The organism is Gloeocapsa sp. DLM2.Bin57, from assembly GCA_007693955.1.
Classification (GTDB): domain Bacteria; phylum Cyanobacteriota; class Cyanobacteriia; order Cyanobacteriales; family Gloeocapsaceae; genus Gloeocapsa.
In genome coordinates this window covers 15446-30185 of sequence record RECR01000033.1, presented here as the reverse complement: position 1 = coordinate 30185, position 14740 = coordinate 15446, and the positions used below count along the sequence as shown (strand labels likewise).

The following is a 14740-nucleotide window of genomic DNA, read 5'->3' as shown; positions in this document are numbered from 1 at the left end:
AGGATTAATATTTACCCAAAAGCCTCTTTCTACTTCAGAAGGGGGCTTTTGGTTTAAAGCGCTATTTTTCAAGGGCTAGATTCAGTAGAAAATAAATTAGCTTAATTTATTTTATTTCATCCTGATTCTGTATATAAGTTTTAAGGGTTGAAATAGTAACACCACCACAACTAGCCACAAAATATGAACCATTCCAAAATACGTCTTTATGATAGCTTTGCTCTATCTCAGGGAATTCTTGCTGACGGGGTGACAACAAGGTTGAACTCAAGGCAGGGGGTAGGGTGTAGGGGGTAGGGTGTAGGGAAAAAAGTCAACGGATTATTTAATTTAAAATTCCATATATTACAATCTTTGATTTAACGGTGCGAGTGTCAATCCCTGCTATACACTCTTACAAAAGCTATGTATCTCATTTAAGTTAGGGGGAGCAAGGTTACTCTCTAGATGTAACCATAATAGATATTCTAGATTACCAGCAGGACCAGTTAGGGGTGAATTGGTTAATCCCCTATATTGCCAACCTAGGTCAAGGGCTGCTTGTAACACAGTATTTATAGCTTGACCTTGGGCAAGGCGATCGCGCACTACCCCTTTTTTGCCTATTTGTTCCCTACCTACTTCAAATTGAGGTTTAACTAAGAGAATAACTTCTTTAGGAGGTATTAATAACTCCCAGAGAGTAGGTAAGACTTTAGTCAGAGAAATAAAGGATAAATCCATTACCCCTAGATTAGCAGGAGTTTCCCCACCATATAAATCCTCTGGTTGCAGATAACGAAAATTACTTCTTTCCTTAAGGATTAAACGACTATCCTGACGTAATTCCCAAGCAACCTGACCATAACCTACATCCACACCATAAACTAGTTTAGCCCCATTTTGTAATAAACAATCGGTAAACCCTCCTGTAGAGATACCCCCATCTAAACAAATGCGATCGCTCACCACTATCTTAAATTCGGCGATCGCTTTGGCTAACTTTTCTCCTCCCCGAGACACATAAGGAGGTTTAGAGAATATTTCGATAGTTGCCTCAATAGGTATTTCTGTACCTGGTTTATCTATCACCCGTTGATTAACCTTTACCCAACCCGCCCTAATCAAACCTATCGCTTGTTGACGGGATTGACAAAAATCTTTTTCTACCAAAAATGTATCTAATCTTTGTTTTTGCACTTTTAGCTTTTAGGTTTTAATTCTTAATTCTTAATTCTTAATTCTTCATTCTTCTTCAGGCATTCTCACCGTTATTCTACTAGGAGTAATGATCACTTCTGCGCCGAGTTGTTCCATCTTTTTCAGGGCTAATTCTCGGGTTTGATCGTCTCTAGCATTAGTATAAACCCCCATCCAAGCGCTAGCTTGCACTAATCTACCATCGGGGTTGGTGGCTAAAAATGCGGCGGTTTCTTGGGCGCGCCTAGCGGCATTTCTAGCTTGGTCTGTATCGTGATATAATGCCCAATTAGCACCGATTTCGTAAGAACGTTGGGCGGTTTCATAATCACCTAAAAAGAGGGTTTCATCTATCGCTTTATAAATCCAAATTTGATAAGCTAAATCAGTTTGGGGAGTCAGATACTCCAATCCTTCATCCATGAGGGCGATACTTCTGAGGGGATCTCCTCCAAATAGAGAAGTAGCAGGAGCTAAAATAAAGTAAGCCCCTACAAAACGGGGATCTTTATTAATTACGCTTGCAAAATAATCGCCACTGAGAGTGTTACCAGTTAAATTACGCGCAGGTCCATCGCCATAATATTGAATAAAATCGAGAAATATCCAGTTAGCTAGTAAATTATTATAACCAAAAGTAGGTAATTGTTCTAATATATTGAGACGTAGTCGTTTTTGTTGTTCTTCCTTGAGAGCTTCCTCTTGGGTTAGACTAGATTTATCTTCATTAGCTCTCGGCAATTGTAACAGCACAACTCCTCCTAGAGAAGCAATCAACACTAGGACAGGTAAAATAAGAGAGGGTATTGATTTAGCGAATCCTTTCTGCATTTGGTTCACATTCTTGATCGTTTACAGGTTCATCAATAATCTCTGTTACTTCATAAGATTGACAAATAATTACGCTATAATTACCTTCATCAAAGTATGTACCCCCTGCATAAGCTCTGGTTTGATCTAGCTGATAGTTGGGATTATTGGGACGGATGGTGGCGTAATTACTATCATTATAAGCTCTAATGTTATAATCTTCAATGTATTTATGGTTAAAACTAATATTTAACAGATTAAGAGTCGCAGAATCATCTGCTCCTTGAGCAAATTCATTCTTTTCCCAATGATAAGTCTGTTGAGCACGATTAATCGAGCCTATGGTGTTTTTAAACTCTACTTCTCTAGCTTTACCCGCTTGTTTAACTAAGTTAGGTAAAGCGATCGCCGAGAAAATACTCAAAAAAATCATTACCACCATTAATTCTAACAGCGTAAAACCCAAAGATGATTTCCTACGCAGATAGAATAACAATTTGGTTTTTAACTCTAAAGGAGTATTCATGGTTCTATAGTTATATTTCTTTAACGATTTTTCCTTATCCATTTGTTGATAGGGAGACAGGGTTTAGGGTGTAGGGTGTAGGGATTATTGGTTTTTAAGGGAGCGAATTAAAGCTAGTAGGAGTCTGCCCATGGATTCACATTGAGTAAGAATTGTTCTAATGGAGGAAGCAGAAGCAAGTGTGACTTTTTGTGAAATAATGCTATGAGTTTCTAATTCTTTGAGAGAATCTTGGGCTATATAGCAATACAAGCTAAGGTGTTTGACATTTTTAAATTATGAAACCTATTACTAGTCTAGCTTTTGCCTCTTCCCTAAAAAAAAAGCGTGAGTTACTGCCTCTTTTCTTGTAAATCAGAGGAAGAAACCACGCCTCCACTAAAGAGTCTCACCTAATTTCTTCGGGAGTCAAGCCTGAGTTATACAACTAGACTTGTCTCGGGGAATAAAATTCTTAACGAACCTGTGTAGAGCCATCAGGGCAGTCATCGGTGTTACCCAGAGCAGGAAGTGACGCCGCTGGCGCATCAGATTGACACATCAGTTGTGAATACTCACCAGCAGCATGTTCAATACGTCCAACGTAAGCTCTTGTACCGTCGTTATCATAGTTATCATTTGCAGGTATGGCATCGGCACTGTCAGCATCGTTAGCTACAATCAACGCATCATTCTCTACGTTGCTGATATATTCGTTAGGAATAGTGATACCTAAAAGTTCTAAAGTTGGTGCGAATTCCTGTCTTTCAAAGTGATAAGCTTGTTGACTTCTGTTGAGTGTACCTACCGCGTTTTTGATTTCAGTTTCTCTAGCTTTACCTACTTGTCTGAGGAGGTTAGGTAGTGCAACAGCAGCAAGAACACCGATAATAATCACAACTACGAGTAGTTCAATTAAAGTAAAACCGCTTTCTTGTTTTTTGTTGTTTAGACGAGAGAGTAATTTGAATTGTAGATCGGATTTCATGGTTTTTTCTCCTGTAAGTGGAAGCGATGTAAATAAGTTTTTTTTTCCTATTAACAACATACCCACTTTTCTTTCATTTCCTATCACCCTCAGTCAAAAAATTTTTTGGCTATGGTTAGTTGATAAATTTCTCGCCGAGAAAGGTTGGTAAATGGGGCTATTTCCTTACAAGCTTGGGTTAAGCTCATTCCTTGGGCGGTTAGTCGCTCTAGCTCTTGTTTAAGCTGGTTTTCGTCTAAATACTCTATTTCTACTCCTTGATAACCCCCAACCACTAGGGTATATTCTCCCTGGGGTTGTCGGTGTTGGTATAATTCCCTAGCTTGAGCGATCGTGCCTCGCCACAAATCTTCATGAAGTTTGGTTAACTCTCGGGCTAAAACCAAGGGGCGATCGCTGCCTAGTTGAGCTAAATCCTCTAAAGTAGTCAATAAACGATGAGGAGCTTCATAGAGAATAATCGTGCGAGTTTCCCTTTCTAACTGATGGAGACGGGCTTTTCTGAGTTTAGCCTTAGTCGGTAAAAACCCTTCAAAGACAAAGCGGGAACTATCTAAACCCGCTACCGCTAAAGCGGTAATAACCGCGGTAACCCCAGGAATAGGAATAACCTCAATACCGGTGGCGATCGCCTCTTGGAGGATTTCCAAACCAGGATCAGAAATAGTGGGCATACCCGCGTCTGTAACTATAGCGATGCTTTTACCCTGTTGTAATAAATTAATCAATTCAGAGATACGGGAGTTACGATTATGGTGATGATAACTAATTTGGGGTGTGTTAATCTGGAAATGCTGTAAAAGTTTAGCGGTATGTCTAGTATCCTCAGCGGCGATTAAATCCACCCTTTGCAGAATACGCACAGCACGATAAGTCATATCTTCTAGATTACCAATAGGAGTGCCAACGAGATAGAGAGTCATATCAGGTTCGGGTAAATAATTACGATCAAGGCGAGGTAAGGCAAGAGGCGGGCACTCTTGCCAAAGAAAAAGAAGAAGGTGTGAAGGAAAAAGTTTAAAATCATTAATTAATCGGACATGATGTCATATGAGTTCGGAGTTAGGGTTTAGGTGGAACGGTGTCAATCCGAATCCATTCGCCCATTCTTCATTTCCCTCTTGCTTGAATCCCCAAACATTTCGCGGAGTATAGTCACGGGTGAATCGAAGCATCGGGCATAATAGTTTCAGTAAAATTAACACCACTTAGAGTAGCTCCCCTGAGATTAGCTCCTCTAAGATCTGCTTTTTTGAGATATACTTTTAATAAAGTAGCATTAACTAGACTAGCTTTTTCTAAATGTGCCGATTGCAAACAAGCATAAGGCATTTGCGCTCCTCTCAAGCTTACACCCTTGAGGGTAGCCCCCATCAGATTAGCTCCAATTAAATTAACACGATTAGGTTGTTGAGAAATAGTTAAATTTAATTCTGAAAGGGTAACTAAACTTAATTTAAGATCTTGCAGAATACTGCCACTGAGATTAGCTCCGCGTAAGTTAGCTTTAGTTAGATTAGCTTCTTGAAGGGTTGCATCTTGTAAGTCAGCCTGTCGTAGTACAGATTTACTCAGATCCGCTTGATTTAAGTTAGCATCACTAAGATCTACATTAGATAAATTAGCTTGATGTAAATTAGCACGAGTTAAATTAGCATCACTGAGATCTACACCTGTTAGATTGCTATAACTGAGATTAGCTAAACTTAAATTAGCTCCACTAAGATTAACGTTAGTCAAGTTAGCTTTAGTTAGATTAGCTCCACTGAGATTAACATTATCTAAAGAAGCTTGAGTTAAATTAGCCTCACTCAAATCAGCTCCACTGAGGTTAGCTCCATCAAGATTAACCCAAGTTAAGTCAGCCCCACTTAAATCAGCTCCTTGGAGATTTACTCTAATCAGTTTAGCCCCTAGTAAACGAGCTGAATTGAGATAAGCACCTTTGAGATTCGCTCCTCTTAAATCAGCTCCACTTAAATCAGCCCAATCTAAATCACAACGAGCTAAATTGGCTTCTTTGAGGGTAAAACGGATTAAATCGGCGCGATGTAAATCAAGACGACTAAAATTTCTCTCTCCTGCTGCATATTTCCTAAGCAGTTCATCAGCGTTCATTTAGTTGTTTCAAAGCTCCTCCTGAGCTGAATAATCGGGGGTATTGTTGGCTATTATGTATGTATTCTAACTTAGAAAAAAGTTGTTAAGTATTTTTTACTGCTATAATTTAGATTAGTTAATTATTAATTTTTGTAAAGCATGACTCCCCTTATTTTGAGTATTGTACTCGGAATCATGACCTTTTTGTTTATTTTCCGAATTATATTGACCTGGTATCCCCAAGTTAATTTGAGTAGTTTACCATTTAGTTTAGTAGCTTTGCCTACAGAACCTTTTTTAGCTCCTACACGTAAGATTATACCACCTTTAGGGGGTGTTGACATCAGCCCCATTATCTGGGTGGGTATCTTTAGTTTAATCCGAGAGATTCTCCTCGGACAACAGGGTTTAATTACAATGGCGATGCGCGCTCAATAAGTTGTAGGTGTTGACATAAATGGCTATTTTGCTGTTTCCACAGCAAAGTATATATCAAATTTGTTTGATATGTTAGCACTAATCAATCAGTCAAACCTTGTTTTAAAGCGAAACGTACTAATTCTGTACGACTATTAGTACCAGTTTTACTAAAAAGACGACTAACGTATTTTTCCACATTTCTAACGCTAGTATTGAGACGACTAGCTATTTCTTTATTCATCAAACCTTGAGCAACTAAATCTAGTACACTGCGTTCTCTAGGAGTTAAATCTATTTGTAAAGACTCATTACCTACTCCTAGGGGTGTTTTTTGTCCCAACATTCCCTTGATTTGTTCTAATTCTAGGGCGATTTTAGATAAATCTCCACCACTATTATCAGTCAGTTGTTCCCGACGTTCCAGTAAATTTTTGACGATCGCTTCTAACTCTTCGGGGTCAAAGGGTTTAGAAAGATAAGCGTCACATCCTGCTTGATAACCTTGAATGCGATCGCTTGTCATGCCTTTTGCGGTAAGAAAAACCACTGGTAGAGAAACAAAACGAGTATCTTCGCGTAATTGTGCGAGAAATTTATAACCATCTACTTGGGGCATCATCACATCAGATATAATCAAATCGGGTATATCTTGCTGTAACAATTCCCAAGCTTGAGTAGCGTTACTAGCTACTGTAACTTGGAATTCGGGATTATCTTCTAGGTATGCTTTAACCGATTCCCTTACCCCTGGTTCATCATCTACCAACAAGAGTTTTTTTATTTCTGACATTATGCTTAATCTATAGAAACTGATTCAACGTCGATTACCTCTCCATCTACTTCATCAGAGTTAATTTTTGAAGCTTCAGGAGGACTCCAACTACTTGAGATAATATTTAAAAGTTCTGTTGCTAAAACAGTTATAATCACGATATCATCAATTTGACCCAAAATGGGGATAAAATCTGGTGACAAGTCAAAAGGACTAAACAAATATACTAAACTAGCAGCGACTACTAACCAACCGTAACGGGGGCTACGAATAGATTGACGATACCAGTTAACTAAAGAAATTAAAAGACTACTCATCGCTACTTCAACAAACTTTATACTATTATAGCAATATGAAACCAAGCAAAATTTTAATTTGGTATCGTAATGATTTACGTTTACATGATCACGAGCCATTATACCGAGCTATTGCTCAACAAGCCCAAGTTATTCCTTTTTATTGTTTTGACGATCGCCATTTTACTACTACTTCTTTTGGGTTTCCTAAAACTGGTAGTTTTCGAGCTCAATTTTTATTAGAAAGTGTCGCTAATTTACGTTCATCTCTGCAAAAATTAGGGAGTGATTTAATCATTAGAAAGGGTTTAGCAGAAGTTATTATACCCTCACTAGTAGAAAGCTTAAATATTGAAGCTGTTTATTATCATCAAGAAGCAACCGCAGAAGAATTAGCCGTAGAAAAAGCCCTTAAAAAGGCTCTGAAAATTCCCGTCAAATCTTTTTGGGGAGCGAGTTTATCTCATCCTGAAGATTTACCCTATTCTCTCACTGAATTACCCGAATTATTTACTAATTTTCGTAAATCTGTCGAAAAAAGTACCCCGATTAGGGATATATATACTACTCCTGATAAGTTAACACAGATTCCTGCTTTAGACACAGGGGAAATACCAAATTTAGCTGATTTAGGTTTAGCAACAATCACCCGAGATGCTAGGGGAGTCTTAAAGTTTCCAGGAGGAGAAAGCGCGGGTTTAGAGAGAGTAAAAACTTATTTTTGGCGAGAAGATAGACTAAAAGTTTATAAAGAAACCCGTAACGGAATGTTAGGGGCTGATTACTCTTCTAAATTTTCTCCTTGGTTAGCTTGTGGTTGTTTATCTCCTCGTTATATTTACCAAGAAATTAAAACTTATGAAACCCAAAGAGTTAAAAATGATTCTACCTATTGGTTAGTATTTGAATTACTCTGGCGGGATTTTTTTCGGTTTATTGCTGTTAAACATAAAAACAAAATTTTTCAACTTTCAGGATTACAAAAACTCTCTTTACCTTGGCAAGAAAATTGGCAACAATTGCAACTTTGGCAACAAGGAAAAACAGGATATCCTTTAGTAGATGCTAATATGCGTGAGTTAGCTAGTACAGGTTTTATGTCGAATCGAGGGAGACAAAATGTAGCTAGTTTTCTCACTAAAAATCTCGGTATTAATTGGATTATGGGTGCAGAATGGTTTGAATCTCTGTTAATTGATTATGATGTCTGTAGTAATTGGGGAAATTGGAATTATACCGCAGGAGTTGGGAATGACGCGCGCGGTTTTCGTTATTTTAATATTCCTAAACAATCAAAAGATTACGATCCACAGGGTAAATACCTAAAACATTGGTTACCAGAATTAGCTTTAATTCCAGGAGATAAAATTCACCAACCTTGGAAACTATCATCAGAAGAACAACGCTTATATAATGTTAGAGATTATCCTCGCCCTATGGTTGATTTTTTCCAATCAGTTAAAGCTAATGAGAAGGTGTATTTATCAGGAAACACCAGTCAAGCTAAAAGTTACACCCCCAAAAAATAACTATGAAATCTTAACCTTGCCAAACTATCCCGCAATTGTTAGGATAATATATCAATGAATCATCAGGTAAAATATGACTTCTTTTAAAACACAACCTCGTTCTTTGCTGCCTCAAGAGTTCGCTGTAATTCTTCGCAACACGGGATGGATTATTTTTTGGATACAGATTACGTTGGCTGTAATTTCAGGGGCAATTTTAGTTTTTGCCCTAGGCGATCCAAATTTTAACCTTAAGGCAAACAATTTTATGTCTGGGTCGGGATTATTATTTGCTTTCGGTGGTTTAATAACACTAATGCTAGGAGTGTATTGGGCTTTTCGCTATACTCGCTTAGCTGAGGAATTGAGCACTTTTGAGGAAGGGATACATCCCAAAAAATCAGCAGTTATTAAGCTTTTAGAACAAGGTTTAACCATCAATACCGTCGGTATAATACTAACTTTACTTGGGGTTGAAGCTGTAGTCGGTGTTTTGATTGCTAAGTCTCTTACTCAGGTAGAAGGGCTAACAGTTTACAACGCTAGTCAATTGATCGAGCCTTTAGATATGTTGGTAATTCAAGCCAATATCAACACTATCTTTGCTCAATTTATCGGTATCATTCTCCCTTTTAGACTGACAAATCGTCTTAGTCACCACTAGTTGCTGATCACAGAAAACCAAAATTAACTTTCTCTTATGCTGCGATCGCCTGTTTTTAAACGTCTCTCTCAAATTCTGCCTATTGTTTTAATGGTAGTTTTATTAACTTTTTCCGTAAAAACTATCACTCATGAACTCAAAAACGATAGTTGGCAGAATATTTGGCAATATTTACAAGGTATTCCGAAACTGCATAAACTAGGAGCAATAATCTTAACAGGGTTAGGATATCTGGTAATGGTAGGTTATGATTTATTAGGTTTTGAATATATCAGACATAGGTTAGCTCCTACTAAAATTGCTACCACCGCCTTTATTAGTTATGCTGTAGGTAATACCATTGGATTTACTGCTTTTTCGGGAACAGCAATTCGTTATCGCTTTTATTCTGGTTGGGGTGTTTCAAAAGGCAAAATTGCCCAGTTAATTCTGTTTACCCATTTAACTTTTTGGTTAGGATTATTTGCGGTAGGAGGTATCGTTTTTATTATCGATCCTCTTACCTTACCTTCTGCACTTAAATTACCTTTTGATTCGGTTCATCCTTTAGGGCTAATTTGTCTTTTTTTAGTGCTTATTTATTTTGGGGTTGGTTATTTTTGGAAAAGACCTTTACAACTAGGACCAGAATCAATTGAATTTCCTTCCGCTAAAATTTCTTTACAATTAATTGCCGTTTCTGCTCTAGATTGGGGGTTAGCTTGCGGTGTATTATATTTATTACTTCCCGAAGGTACAGGTTGGTCTTACCCTGGCTTTTTCGGCATTTATATTTTAGCTTTAACCGCTGGATTGATTAGTACTGTTCCAGGGGGATTAGGAGTTTTTGGAACGGTAATTTTAGTCTTGCGACCAGCTTCATTGTCTGCTTCTAATCTTTTAGGCGCGTTAATTGCCTATCGAATTATCTACTATTTTATTCCTTTGATTGTGGCTTTGGGATTGTTTATTATCCATGAACTTAAGCAAAATAAACATTAGGAGATTGTTAGACTCAGTGAACTGTTTCTGGTAACATTAACAGTGAACCAAAGAAAAAACAGATTGCTCCAATTAAGGTAAAGACAAGGGAAATAGTCACATCAAAACTAGAGACTTTAGGAGTAACAAAAGCAAATAAAGCCGAAATCATAAAAGCCACACAACCAAGCAAATTGATAAAAGTAACCCACCAAGAAAGGTTAGTAGGTTGCCATTGCCAATAGGCGTGGCAAGTTTCCATAAAAGCTAAATAACCCGAAACTAGGAAGAAAATTGACCCCAATAAATCGGGAATCCAAATCATTAAATCTTGCTTAAACCATTGTAATCCCGGTAGCATAGCCTCAAAAGTACTAACATTGAACAAAATTGTTCCCAAAAATTGCCAAGCACAGCTTAACCAGCCAATGTCCCGAGGCTTCCAAGCAAACCAGACCATTCGTCGTGGCGATCGCCTAGCTTGGGGTAAAAAATGCCCTGCATTCTGCGCTTGCCATAACTGTAGGTAGGCAGCTATGGTAAAGGGGATCGAACCCATAAAAAAGATGGAGTTAATAGCAATGACGTCTAGAGACCATCTGTTAGCAAGGCTTGGCAATAGACTAAATATACTTCCTAGAGCAAAAAGCATACTTCCTAGGGCGAAAATTATCCCAATCCACCAATTCAATTCCTCAGGCATCCACAGACAGGTAATCAATCTGTCTATTTCTACCCTGTTTAGATGCTTGCGGTGGTGACGCGATCGCCACAATAATTGAGAATCATCAGGTAGGCGGTAGATGCGCTGAGTAATAAAAGGCCATGGTCCGTTAGCTTTAATCAACTCAATGTGATTACCATGCTTGTTCATTGATTTTAATGATGAAATCCGCAACCTTCGGTCCTAGTCATTGAAGATTGAACTGGATGGTTGGTGAAATACTCAAGGGAATGTTTCATATCTTCTACCAAGGAAGATCCTAAGTCCATACTTACTCCGTGGCGTACCAAAATTCTTTGAATCGCCAAATCCTGGCAATTGGCGGGTAGGGCATAGGCAGGTACTTGCCAACCACGGCATCTTAAACGATCTGCGAAATCATAGAGACTAAAACCTGGATCTACCCCTGGTTTGATCTTCCAACATAAGGCGGGAATACCTTCACTCATTTCTCCGTGATAGATAACCTCAAAAGGACCTAGCTTGTCAATTTCAGCCGAGATATATTGGGCCGTCTTATAGCAAGCACTATGAATCTTCTGATATCCTTCTCTGCCCAAACGCAAAAAATTATAATACTGAGCTACTACCTGTCCTCCTGGTCTTGAGAAGTTGAGGGCGATATCTCGCATATTGCCTCCTAGGTAGTTCACCCAGAAAACTAAATCATCGGGCAGATCTTGCTCCTCACGCCAGATAACCCATCCCACCCCTAAAGGAGACAAGCCGAATTTATGTCCTGAGGCGTTGATGGACTTAACCCTGGGTAAGCGGAAGTCCCATACTAGATCCCGGGCGCAGAAGGGGGCAAGAAAACCACCACTAGCAGCATCTACGTGAATGGGGATATCTAGACCAGTTTCTGCTTGATATTTATCTAAGGCTTCTGACACTGCTTGGACTGGTTCATATTGACCTGTGAAAGTTACTCCCAGAGTTGGTACTACTCCTATGGTATTTTCATCACATCTGCTAATTACCTCTTCGGGAGTCATCAATAAACGCCCTTTTTCCATAGGAATTTCACGATGTTCGATATCCCAATAGCGTGTAAATTTGTGCCAACATACCTGTACAGGACCAGTAATTAAGTTGGGCTTGTCGATTGTCTTGCCTGCTTGCTTCTGTTTGGCTTCCCAGCGACGTTTCATCGCCATACCACCCAACATAGCAGCTTCACTAGAACCTGTGGTGGAACAACCAATGGTATTGGCTGCCATCGGTGAATTCCATAGATCAGCTAGCATATGAACGCAGCGCGCTTCTATTTCGGCTGTCTGGGGATATTCATCTTTATCCACCATGTTTTTATCAATACACTCGTCCATTAATTTGTGTACTTCTGGCTCAACCCAAGTTTGACAAAAGGTGGCTAGATTTTGGCGAGAGTTCCCATCTAACATCAACTCATCATGGATAACGGAGTAAGCATGGCGTGGATCGTGCTCAGTCTTAGGAAACTTGTACTTGGGCATACTTACTGAGAGATCTACAGAAGCATATACTTCGTCTTCAAGCTTGTGTCTTATGGAATTTTTGTCGTGCAGAACCATTTTTTTGTTATGTTATATTTTTTCACAAATTATATACCTAGTAGGAATTTTTGGGCAGTACTCTGCATCAAGCAGCTCACCTCGCTGCAGCTGTTGTCTCAACGTCTCGTGATCGCTTATTAAGGTTTATTTAGGGCTGCCTACTTAATTGATTTAACTCCCCTAGAGCTATACAATAAAAGAATATTAACTAGATATAGTCACAGTGACCAATTCCACCAAGATTAGTAGTTTTCCTCTTACGGCAGTAATAGGACAAGAAGCGATAAAATTAGCTTTATTACTCAGTGCAGTTGATCCCAACCTAGGAGGAGTAGTAATAGCAGGACGTCGTGGCACAGCTAAATCAGTTATGGCTAGGGCTATTCATGCTTTACTACCCCCTCTAGAAATAATTCAGCAAAACCCCTTTAATTGTGATCCTTTGAATAGAAGTGCTTGGGATGATCTCAGTAAAAGCGTCTATGCCCAAATAGAAGAAATACCCACAGAAATAATTCCCGCACCTTTTGTGCAAATCCCCCTAGGAGTAACCGAAGATAGGTTATTGGGTTCAGTAGATGTAGAAGCATCAGTGAGAGAGGGAGTATCGGTATTTCAACCAGGATTGTTGGCTCAAGCCCATCGAGGTGTATTGTATATAGATGAGATTAACTTATTAGACGAGCAAATCGCTAATCAGTTACTAACTGTACTAAGTGAAGGACGCAACCAAATCGAAAGAGAAGGTATTAGTTTCCAACATCCCTGTCAACCCATTTTAATCGCTACCTATAACCCCGAAGAAGGAGCACTCAGAGAACATTTATTAGATCGGATCGCGATCGTCCTTTCAGCCGATGGCGTACTAGGTTTAGATCAACGAGTAGCTGCGGTAGAACAGGCGATCGCCTATAGCAACTCTACTCAAGAATTTATCAGTCAATATACAGAAGAATTAGATAACCTCAAAACTCAGATTATTTTAGCCCGGGAATGGCTCAAAGAAGTAGAAATTACCACCGAACAAACTAGTTATCTAGTCCAAGAAGCGATTAGAGGTAGAGTTCAAGGACATCGCGCCGAAATCTTTGCCGTGAGAGTAGCGAAAGCTTGTGCAGCTTTAGAAGGAAGAAATCAAGTTAACTCTGATGATTTACGTAAAGCGGTAGAATACGTGATCGTTCCTCGTTCGATTCTAGTTGATACTCCTCCAGAAGAAACCCCACCACCTCCTCCACCACCCCCTCAACCTCCTGAATCTCAAAACCAAGATGAACAACCCGAGGATAACTCAGAAGATGAATCAGAAGAGGATACAGAACAAACTCAAAGCGAATCACCCGATATCCCTGAAGAGTTTGTCTTTGATACAGAAGGAGTGATTTTAGATCCTAGTGTGCTCTATTTCGCGCAAATGGCGCAAAGACAGGGTAAGTCAGGAAGTCGTAATCTGATCTTTTCTGAAGATCGGGGACGCTACGTTAAACCGATGCTCCCGCGGGGAAGAGTTACCCGTATCGCTGTAGATGCAACCCTCAGAGCAGCTGCGCCTTATCAAAAAGCTAGACGTCAACGTAACCCTAAACGTCGAGTAGTGGTGGAATCGGGAGATATTCGCTCTAAACGCTTAGTCAGAAAAGCTGGTGCTCTGATTATTTTTGTAGTTGATGCGTCAGGTTCAATGGCTCTCAATCGGATGCAGTCAGCTAAAGGAGCTGTAATGCAATTACTTACAGAGGCTTACGAAAATCGTGACCAAATCGCCCTGATTCCTTTCCGTGGTGAAAGAGCAGATGTGTTATTACCACCGACTCGCTCCATCGCTTTAGCGAGAAGACGTTTAGAAACCCTTCCCTGTGGGGGGGGATCTCCTTTAGCTCATGGCTTGAGCCAAGCTGTACAAGTAGGGCTAAATGCGCAAATGTCCGGAGATATCGGACAAGTAGTGATTGTCGCTATTACCGATGGTCGGGGTAATATACCTTTAGCTCGTTCCTTGGGAGAAAATCTCGAAGGAGAAAAACCCGATATCAAAGAAGAGTTATTGGGTATAGCTGGTAAAATCAGAGGACTAGGTATGAAATTATTGGTAATTGATACCGAGCGCAAATTTGTAACCACTGGTTTTGCTAAAGAGTTGGCTAAAACCGCAGGAGGTACTCATTATCATCTACCTAAAGCTAATGAACAGACGATCGCCAATATGACCAGAAACGCGATCGCTGATTTTCGTTCCTAATTAGGAATTACGAATTAATTATTTTTTCGCCCATTCTTTA

16 protein-coding genes and 1 pseudogene are annotated in these 14740 nt (G+C 39.4%); 5 read left to right on the top strand and 12 right to left on the bottom strand.

Annotated features, from left to right (window positions below; translation table 11 throughout):
* Positions 1 to 106 precede the first annotated feature (106 nt).
* The 8 genes and pseudogenes from EA365_01370 to EA365_01335 all read right to left on the bottom strand — a co-directional run bounded on the left by EA365_01370 (position 107) and on the right by EA365_01335 (position 5600).
* A pseudogene (locus EA365_01370) lies at positions 107 to 244 on the bottom strand (IS200/IS605 family transposase).
* Between the two features lie 140 nt (positions 245 to 384).
* Positions 385 to 1179 (bottom strand): TlyA family RNA methyltransferase, encoded by a 795-nt coding sequence (locus EA365_01365; GenBank protein TVQ48554.1) that lies wholly within the window; start codon positions 1177 to 1179, stop codon positions 385 to 387.
* 45 nt (positions 1180 to 1224) lie between these two features.
* On the bottom strand, positions 1225 to 2010 hold the full coding sequence (locus tag EA365_01360; GenBank protein TVQ48553.1) for a hypothetical protein: 786 nt from the start codon (positions 2008 to 2010) through the stop codon (positions 1225 to 1227).
* Complete coding sequence (locus EA365_01355; GenBank protein ID TVQ48552.1) at positions 1991 to 2515, bottom strand: prepilin-type N-terminal cleavage/methylation domain-containing protein; 525 nt, start codon at positions 2513 to 2515, stop codon at positions 1991 to 1993. Before EA365_01355 ends, EA365_01360 begins: the two co-directional genes overlap by 20 nt.
* 84 nt (positions 2516 to 2599) lie before the next feature.
* Positions 2600 to 2767, bottom strand: a complete 168-nt coding sequence (locus EA365_01350; GenBank protein ID TVQ48551.1) for a four helix bundle protein — start codon at positions 2765 to 2767, stop codon at positions 2600 to 2602.
* A 202-nt stretch (positions 2768 to 2969) separates the two neighbouring features.
* The gene (locus EA365_01345; protein ID TVQ48557.1) at positions 2970 to 3482 is read right to left on the bottom strand and encodes a prepilin-type N-terminal cleavage/methylation domain-containing protein; all 513 of its coding nucleotides are present in this window, start codon (positions 3480 to 3482) and stop codon (positions 2970 to 2972) included.
* Between the two features lie 89 nt (positions 3483 to 3571).
* Positions 3572 to 4405, bottom strand: a complete 834-nt coding sequence (gene rsmI / locus EA365_01340) for a 16S rRNA (cytidine(1402)-2'-O)-methyltransferase (protein TVQ48550.1) — start codon at positions 4403 to 4405, stop codon at positions 3572 to 3574.
* 232 nt (positions 4406 to 4637) lie between these two features.
* Positions 4638 to 5600: a low-complexity protein gene (locus EA365_01335; GenBank protein TVQ48549.1), complete on the bottom strand. Its 963-nt coding sequence runs from the start codon at positions 5598 to 5600 to the stop codon at positions 4638 to 4640.
* 141 nt (positions 5601 to 5741) lie between these two features.
* Here EA365_01335 and EA365_01330 point away from each other — a divergent pair, with 141 nt between their 5' ends.
* The gene (locus tag EA365_01330) at positions 5742 to 6020 is read left to right on the top strand and encodes a YggT family protein (protein ID TVQ48548.1); all 279 of its coding nucleotides are present in this window, start codon (positions 5742 to 5744) and stop codon (positions 6018 to 6020) included.
* An 82-nt stretch (positions 6021 to 6102) separates the two neighbouring features.
* Here the strand turns inward: EA365_01330 and EA365_01325 are convergent, their stop codons facing one another.
* Both EA365_01325 and EA365_01320 read right to left on the bottom strand, forming a co-directional pair.
* Positions 6103 to 6792, bottom strand: coding sequence for a DNA-binding response regulator (locus EA365_01325; GenBank protein TVQ48547.1), 690 nt, complete (start codon positions 6790 to 6792; stop codon positions 6103 to 6105).
* A 5-nt stretch (positions 6793 to 6797) separates the two neighbouring features.
* Positions 6798 to 7091, bottom strand: a complete 294-nt coding sequence (locus EA365_01320) for a DUF1232 domain-containing protein (protein TVQ48546.1) — start codon at positions 7089 to 7091, stop codon at positions 6798 to 6800.
* A 35-nt stretch (positions 7092 to 7126) separates the two neighbouring features.
* Here EA365_01320 and EA365_01315 point away from each other — a divergent pair, with 35 nt between their 5' ends.
* The 3 genes from EA365_01315 (at position 7127) to EA365_01305 (ending at position 10223) form a co-directional block, all read left to right on the top strand.
* Positions 7127 to 8599, top strand: coding sequence for a DASH family cryptochrome (locus EA365_01315; GenBank protein TVQ48545.1), 1473 nt, complete (start codon positions 7127 to 7129; stop codon positions 8597 to 8599).
* A 73-nt stretch (positions 8600 to 8672) separates the two neighbouring features.
* Positions 8673 to 9242, top strand: coding sequence for a DUF3611 family protein (locus EA365_01310; GenBank protein ID TVQ48544.1), 570 nt, complete (start codon positions 8673 to 8675; stop codon positions 9240 to 9242).
* A 36-nt stretch (positions 9243 to 9278) separates the two neighbouring features.
* The gene (locus tag EA365_01305) at positions 9279 to 10223 is read left to right on the top strand and encodes a UPF0104 family protein (protein ID TVQ48543.1); all 945 of its coding nucleotides are present in this window, start codon (positions 9279 to 9281) and stop codon (positions 10221 to 10223) included.
* Positions 10224 to 10236: 13 nt separating this feature from the next.
* Here EA365_01305 and EA365_01300 read toward each other — a convergent pair whose 3' ends face one another.
* On the bottom strand, positions 10237 to 11076 hold the full coding sequence (locus tag EA365_01300) for a hypothetical protein (protein ID TVQ48542.1): 840 nt from the start codon (positions 11074 to 11076) through the stop codon (positions 10237 to 10239).
* Positions 11077 to 11081: 5 nt separating this feature from the next.
* Positions 11082 to 12479, bottom strand: coding sequence for a glutamate decarboxylase (locus EA365_01295; protein ID TVQ48541.1), 1398 nt, complete (start codon positions 12477 to 12479; stop codon positions 11082 to 11084).
* A gap of 196 nt (positions 12480 to 12675) precedes the next feature.
* Here EA365_01295 and bchD point away from each other — a divergent pair, with 196 nt between their 5' ends.
* The gene (gene bchD, locus EA365_01290) at positions 12676 to 14700 is read left to right on the top strand and encodes a magnesium chelatase ATPase subunit D (protein TVQ48540.1); all 2025 of its coding nucleotides are present in this window, start codon (positions 12676 to 12678) and stop codon (positions 14698 to 14700) included.
* The last annotated feature ends 40 nt before the right edge of the window (positions 14701 to 14740 follow it).

Excerpts from the sequence above, each read along its gene's own strand:
- EA365_01360 (TVQ48553.1), bottom strand. The coding sequence starts at position 2,010 with ATGCAGAAAGGATTCGCTAAATCAATACCCTCTCTTATTTTACCTGTC.
- EA365_01355 (TVQ48552.1), bottom strand. The coding sequence starts at position 2,515 with ATGAATACTCCTTTAGAGTTAAAAACCAAATTGTTATTCTATCTGCGT.
- EA365_01345 (TVQ48557.1), bottom strand. The coding sequence starts at position 3,482 with ATGAAATCCGATCTACAATTCAAATTACTCTCTCGTCTAAACAACAAA.
- rsmI (TVQ48550.1), bottom strand. The coding sequence starts at position 4,405 with ATGACTCTCTATCTCGTTGGCACTCCTATTGGTAATCTAGAAGATATG.
- EA365_01335 (TVQ48549.1), bottom strand. The coding sequence starts at position 5,600 with ATGAACGCTGATGAACTGCTTAGGAAATATGCAGCAGGAGAGAGAAAT.
- EA365_01330 (TVQ48548.1), top strand. The coding sequence starts at position 5,742 with ATGACTCCCCTTATTTTGAGTATTGTACTCGGAATCATGACCTTTTTG.
- EA365_01325 (TVQ48547.1), bottom strand. The coding sequence starts at position 6,792 with ATGTCAGAAATAAAAAAACTCTTGTTGGTAGATGATGAACCAGGGGTA.
- EA365_01320 (TVQ48546.1), bottom strand. The coding sequence starts at position 7,091 with ATGAGTAGTCTTTTAATTTCTTTAGTTAACTGGTATCGTCAATCTATT.
- EA365_01315 (TVQ48545.1), top strand. The coding sequence starts at position 7,127 with ATGAAACCAAGCAAAATTTTAATTTGGTATCGTAATGATTTACGTTTA.
- EA365_01310 (TVQ48544.1), top strand. The coding sequence starts at position 8,673 with ATGACTTCTTTTAAAACACAACCTCGTTCTTTGCTGCCTCAAGAGTTC.
- EA365_01305 (TVQ48543.1), top strand. The coding sequence starts at position 9,279 with ATGCTGCGATCGCCTGTTTTTAAACGTCTCTCTCAAATTCTGCCTATT.
- EA365_01300 (TVQ48542.1), bottom strand. The coding sequence starts at position 11,076 with ATGAACAAGCATGGTAATCACATTGAGTTGATTAAAGCTAACGGACCA.
- EA365_01295 (TVQ48541.1), bottom strand. The coding sequence starts at position 12,479 with ATGGTTCTGCACGACAAAAATTCCATAAGACACAAGCTTGAAGACGAA.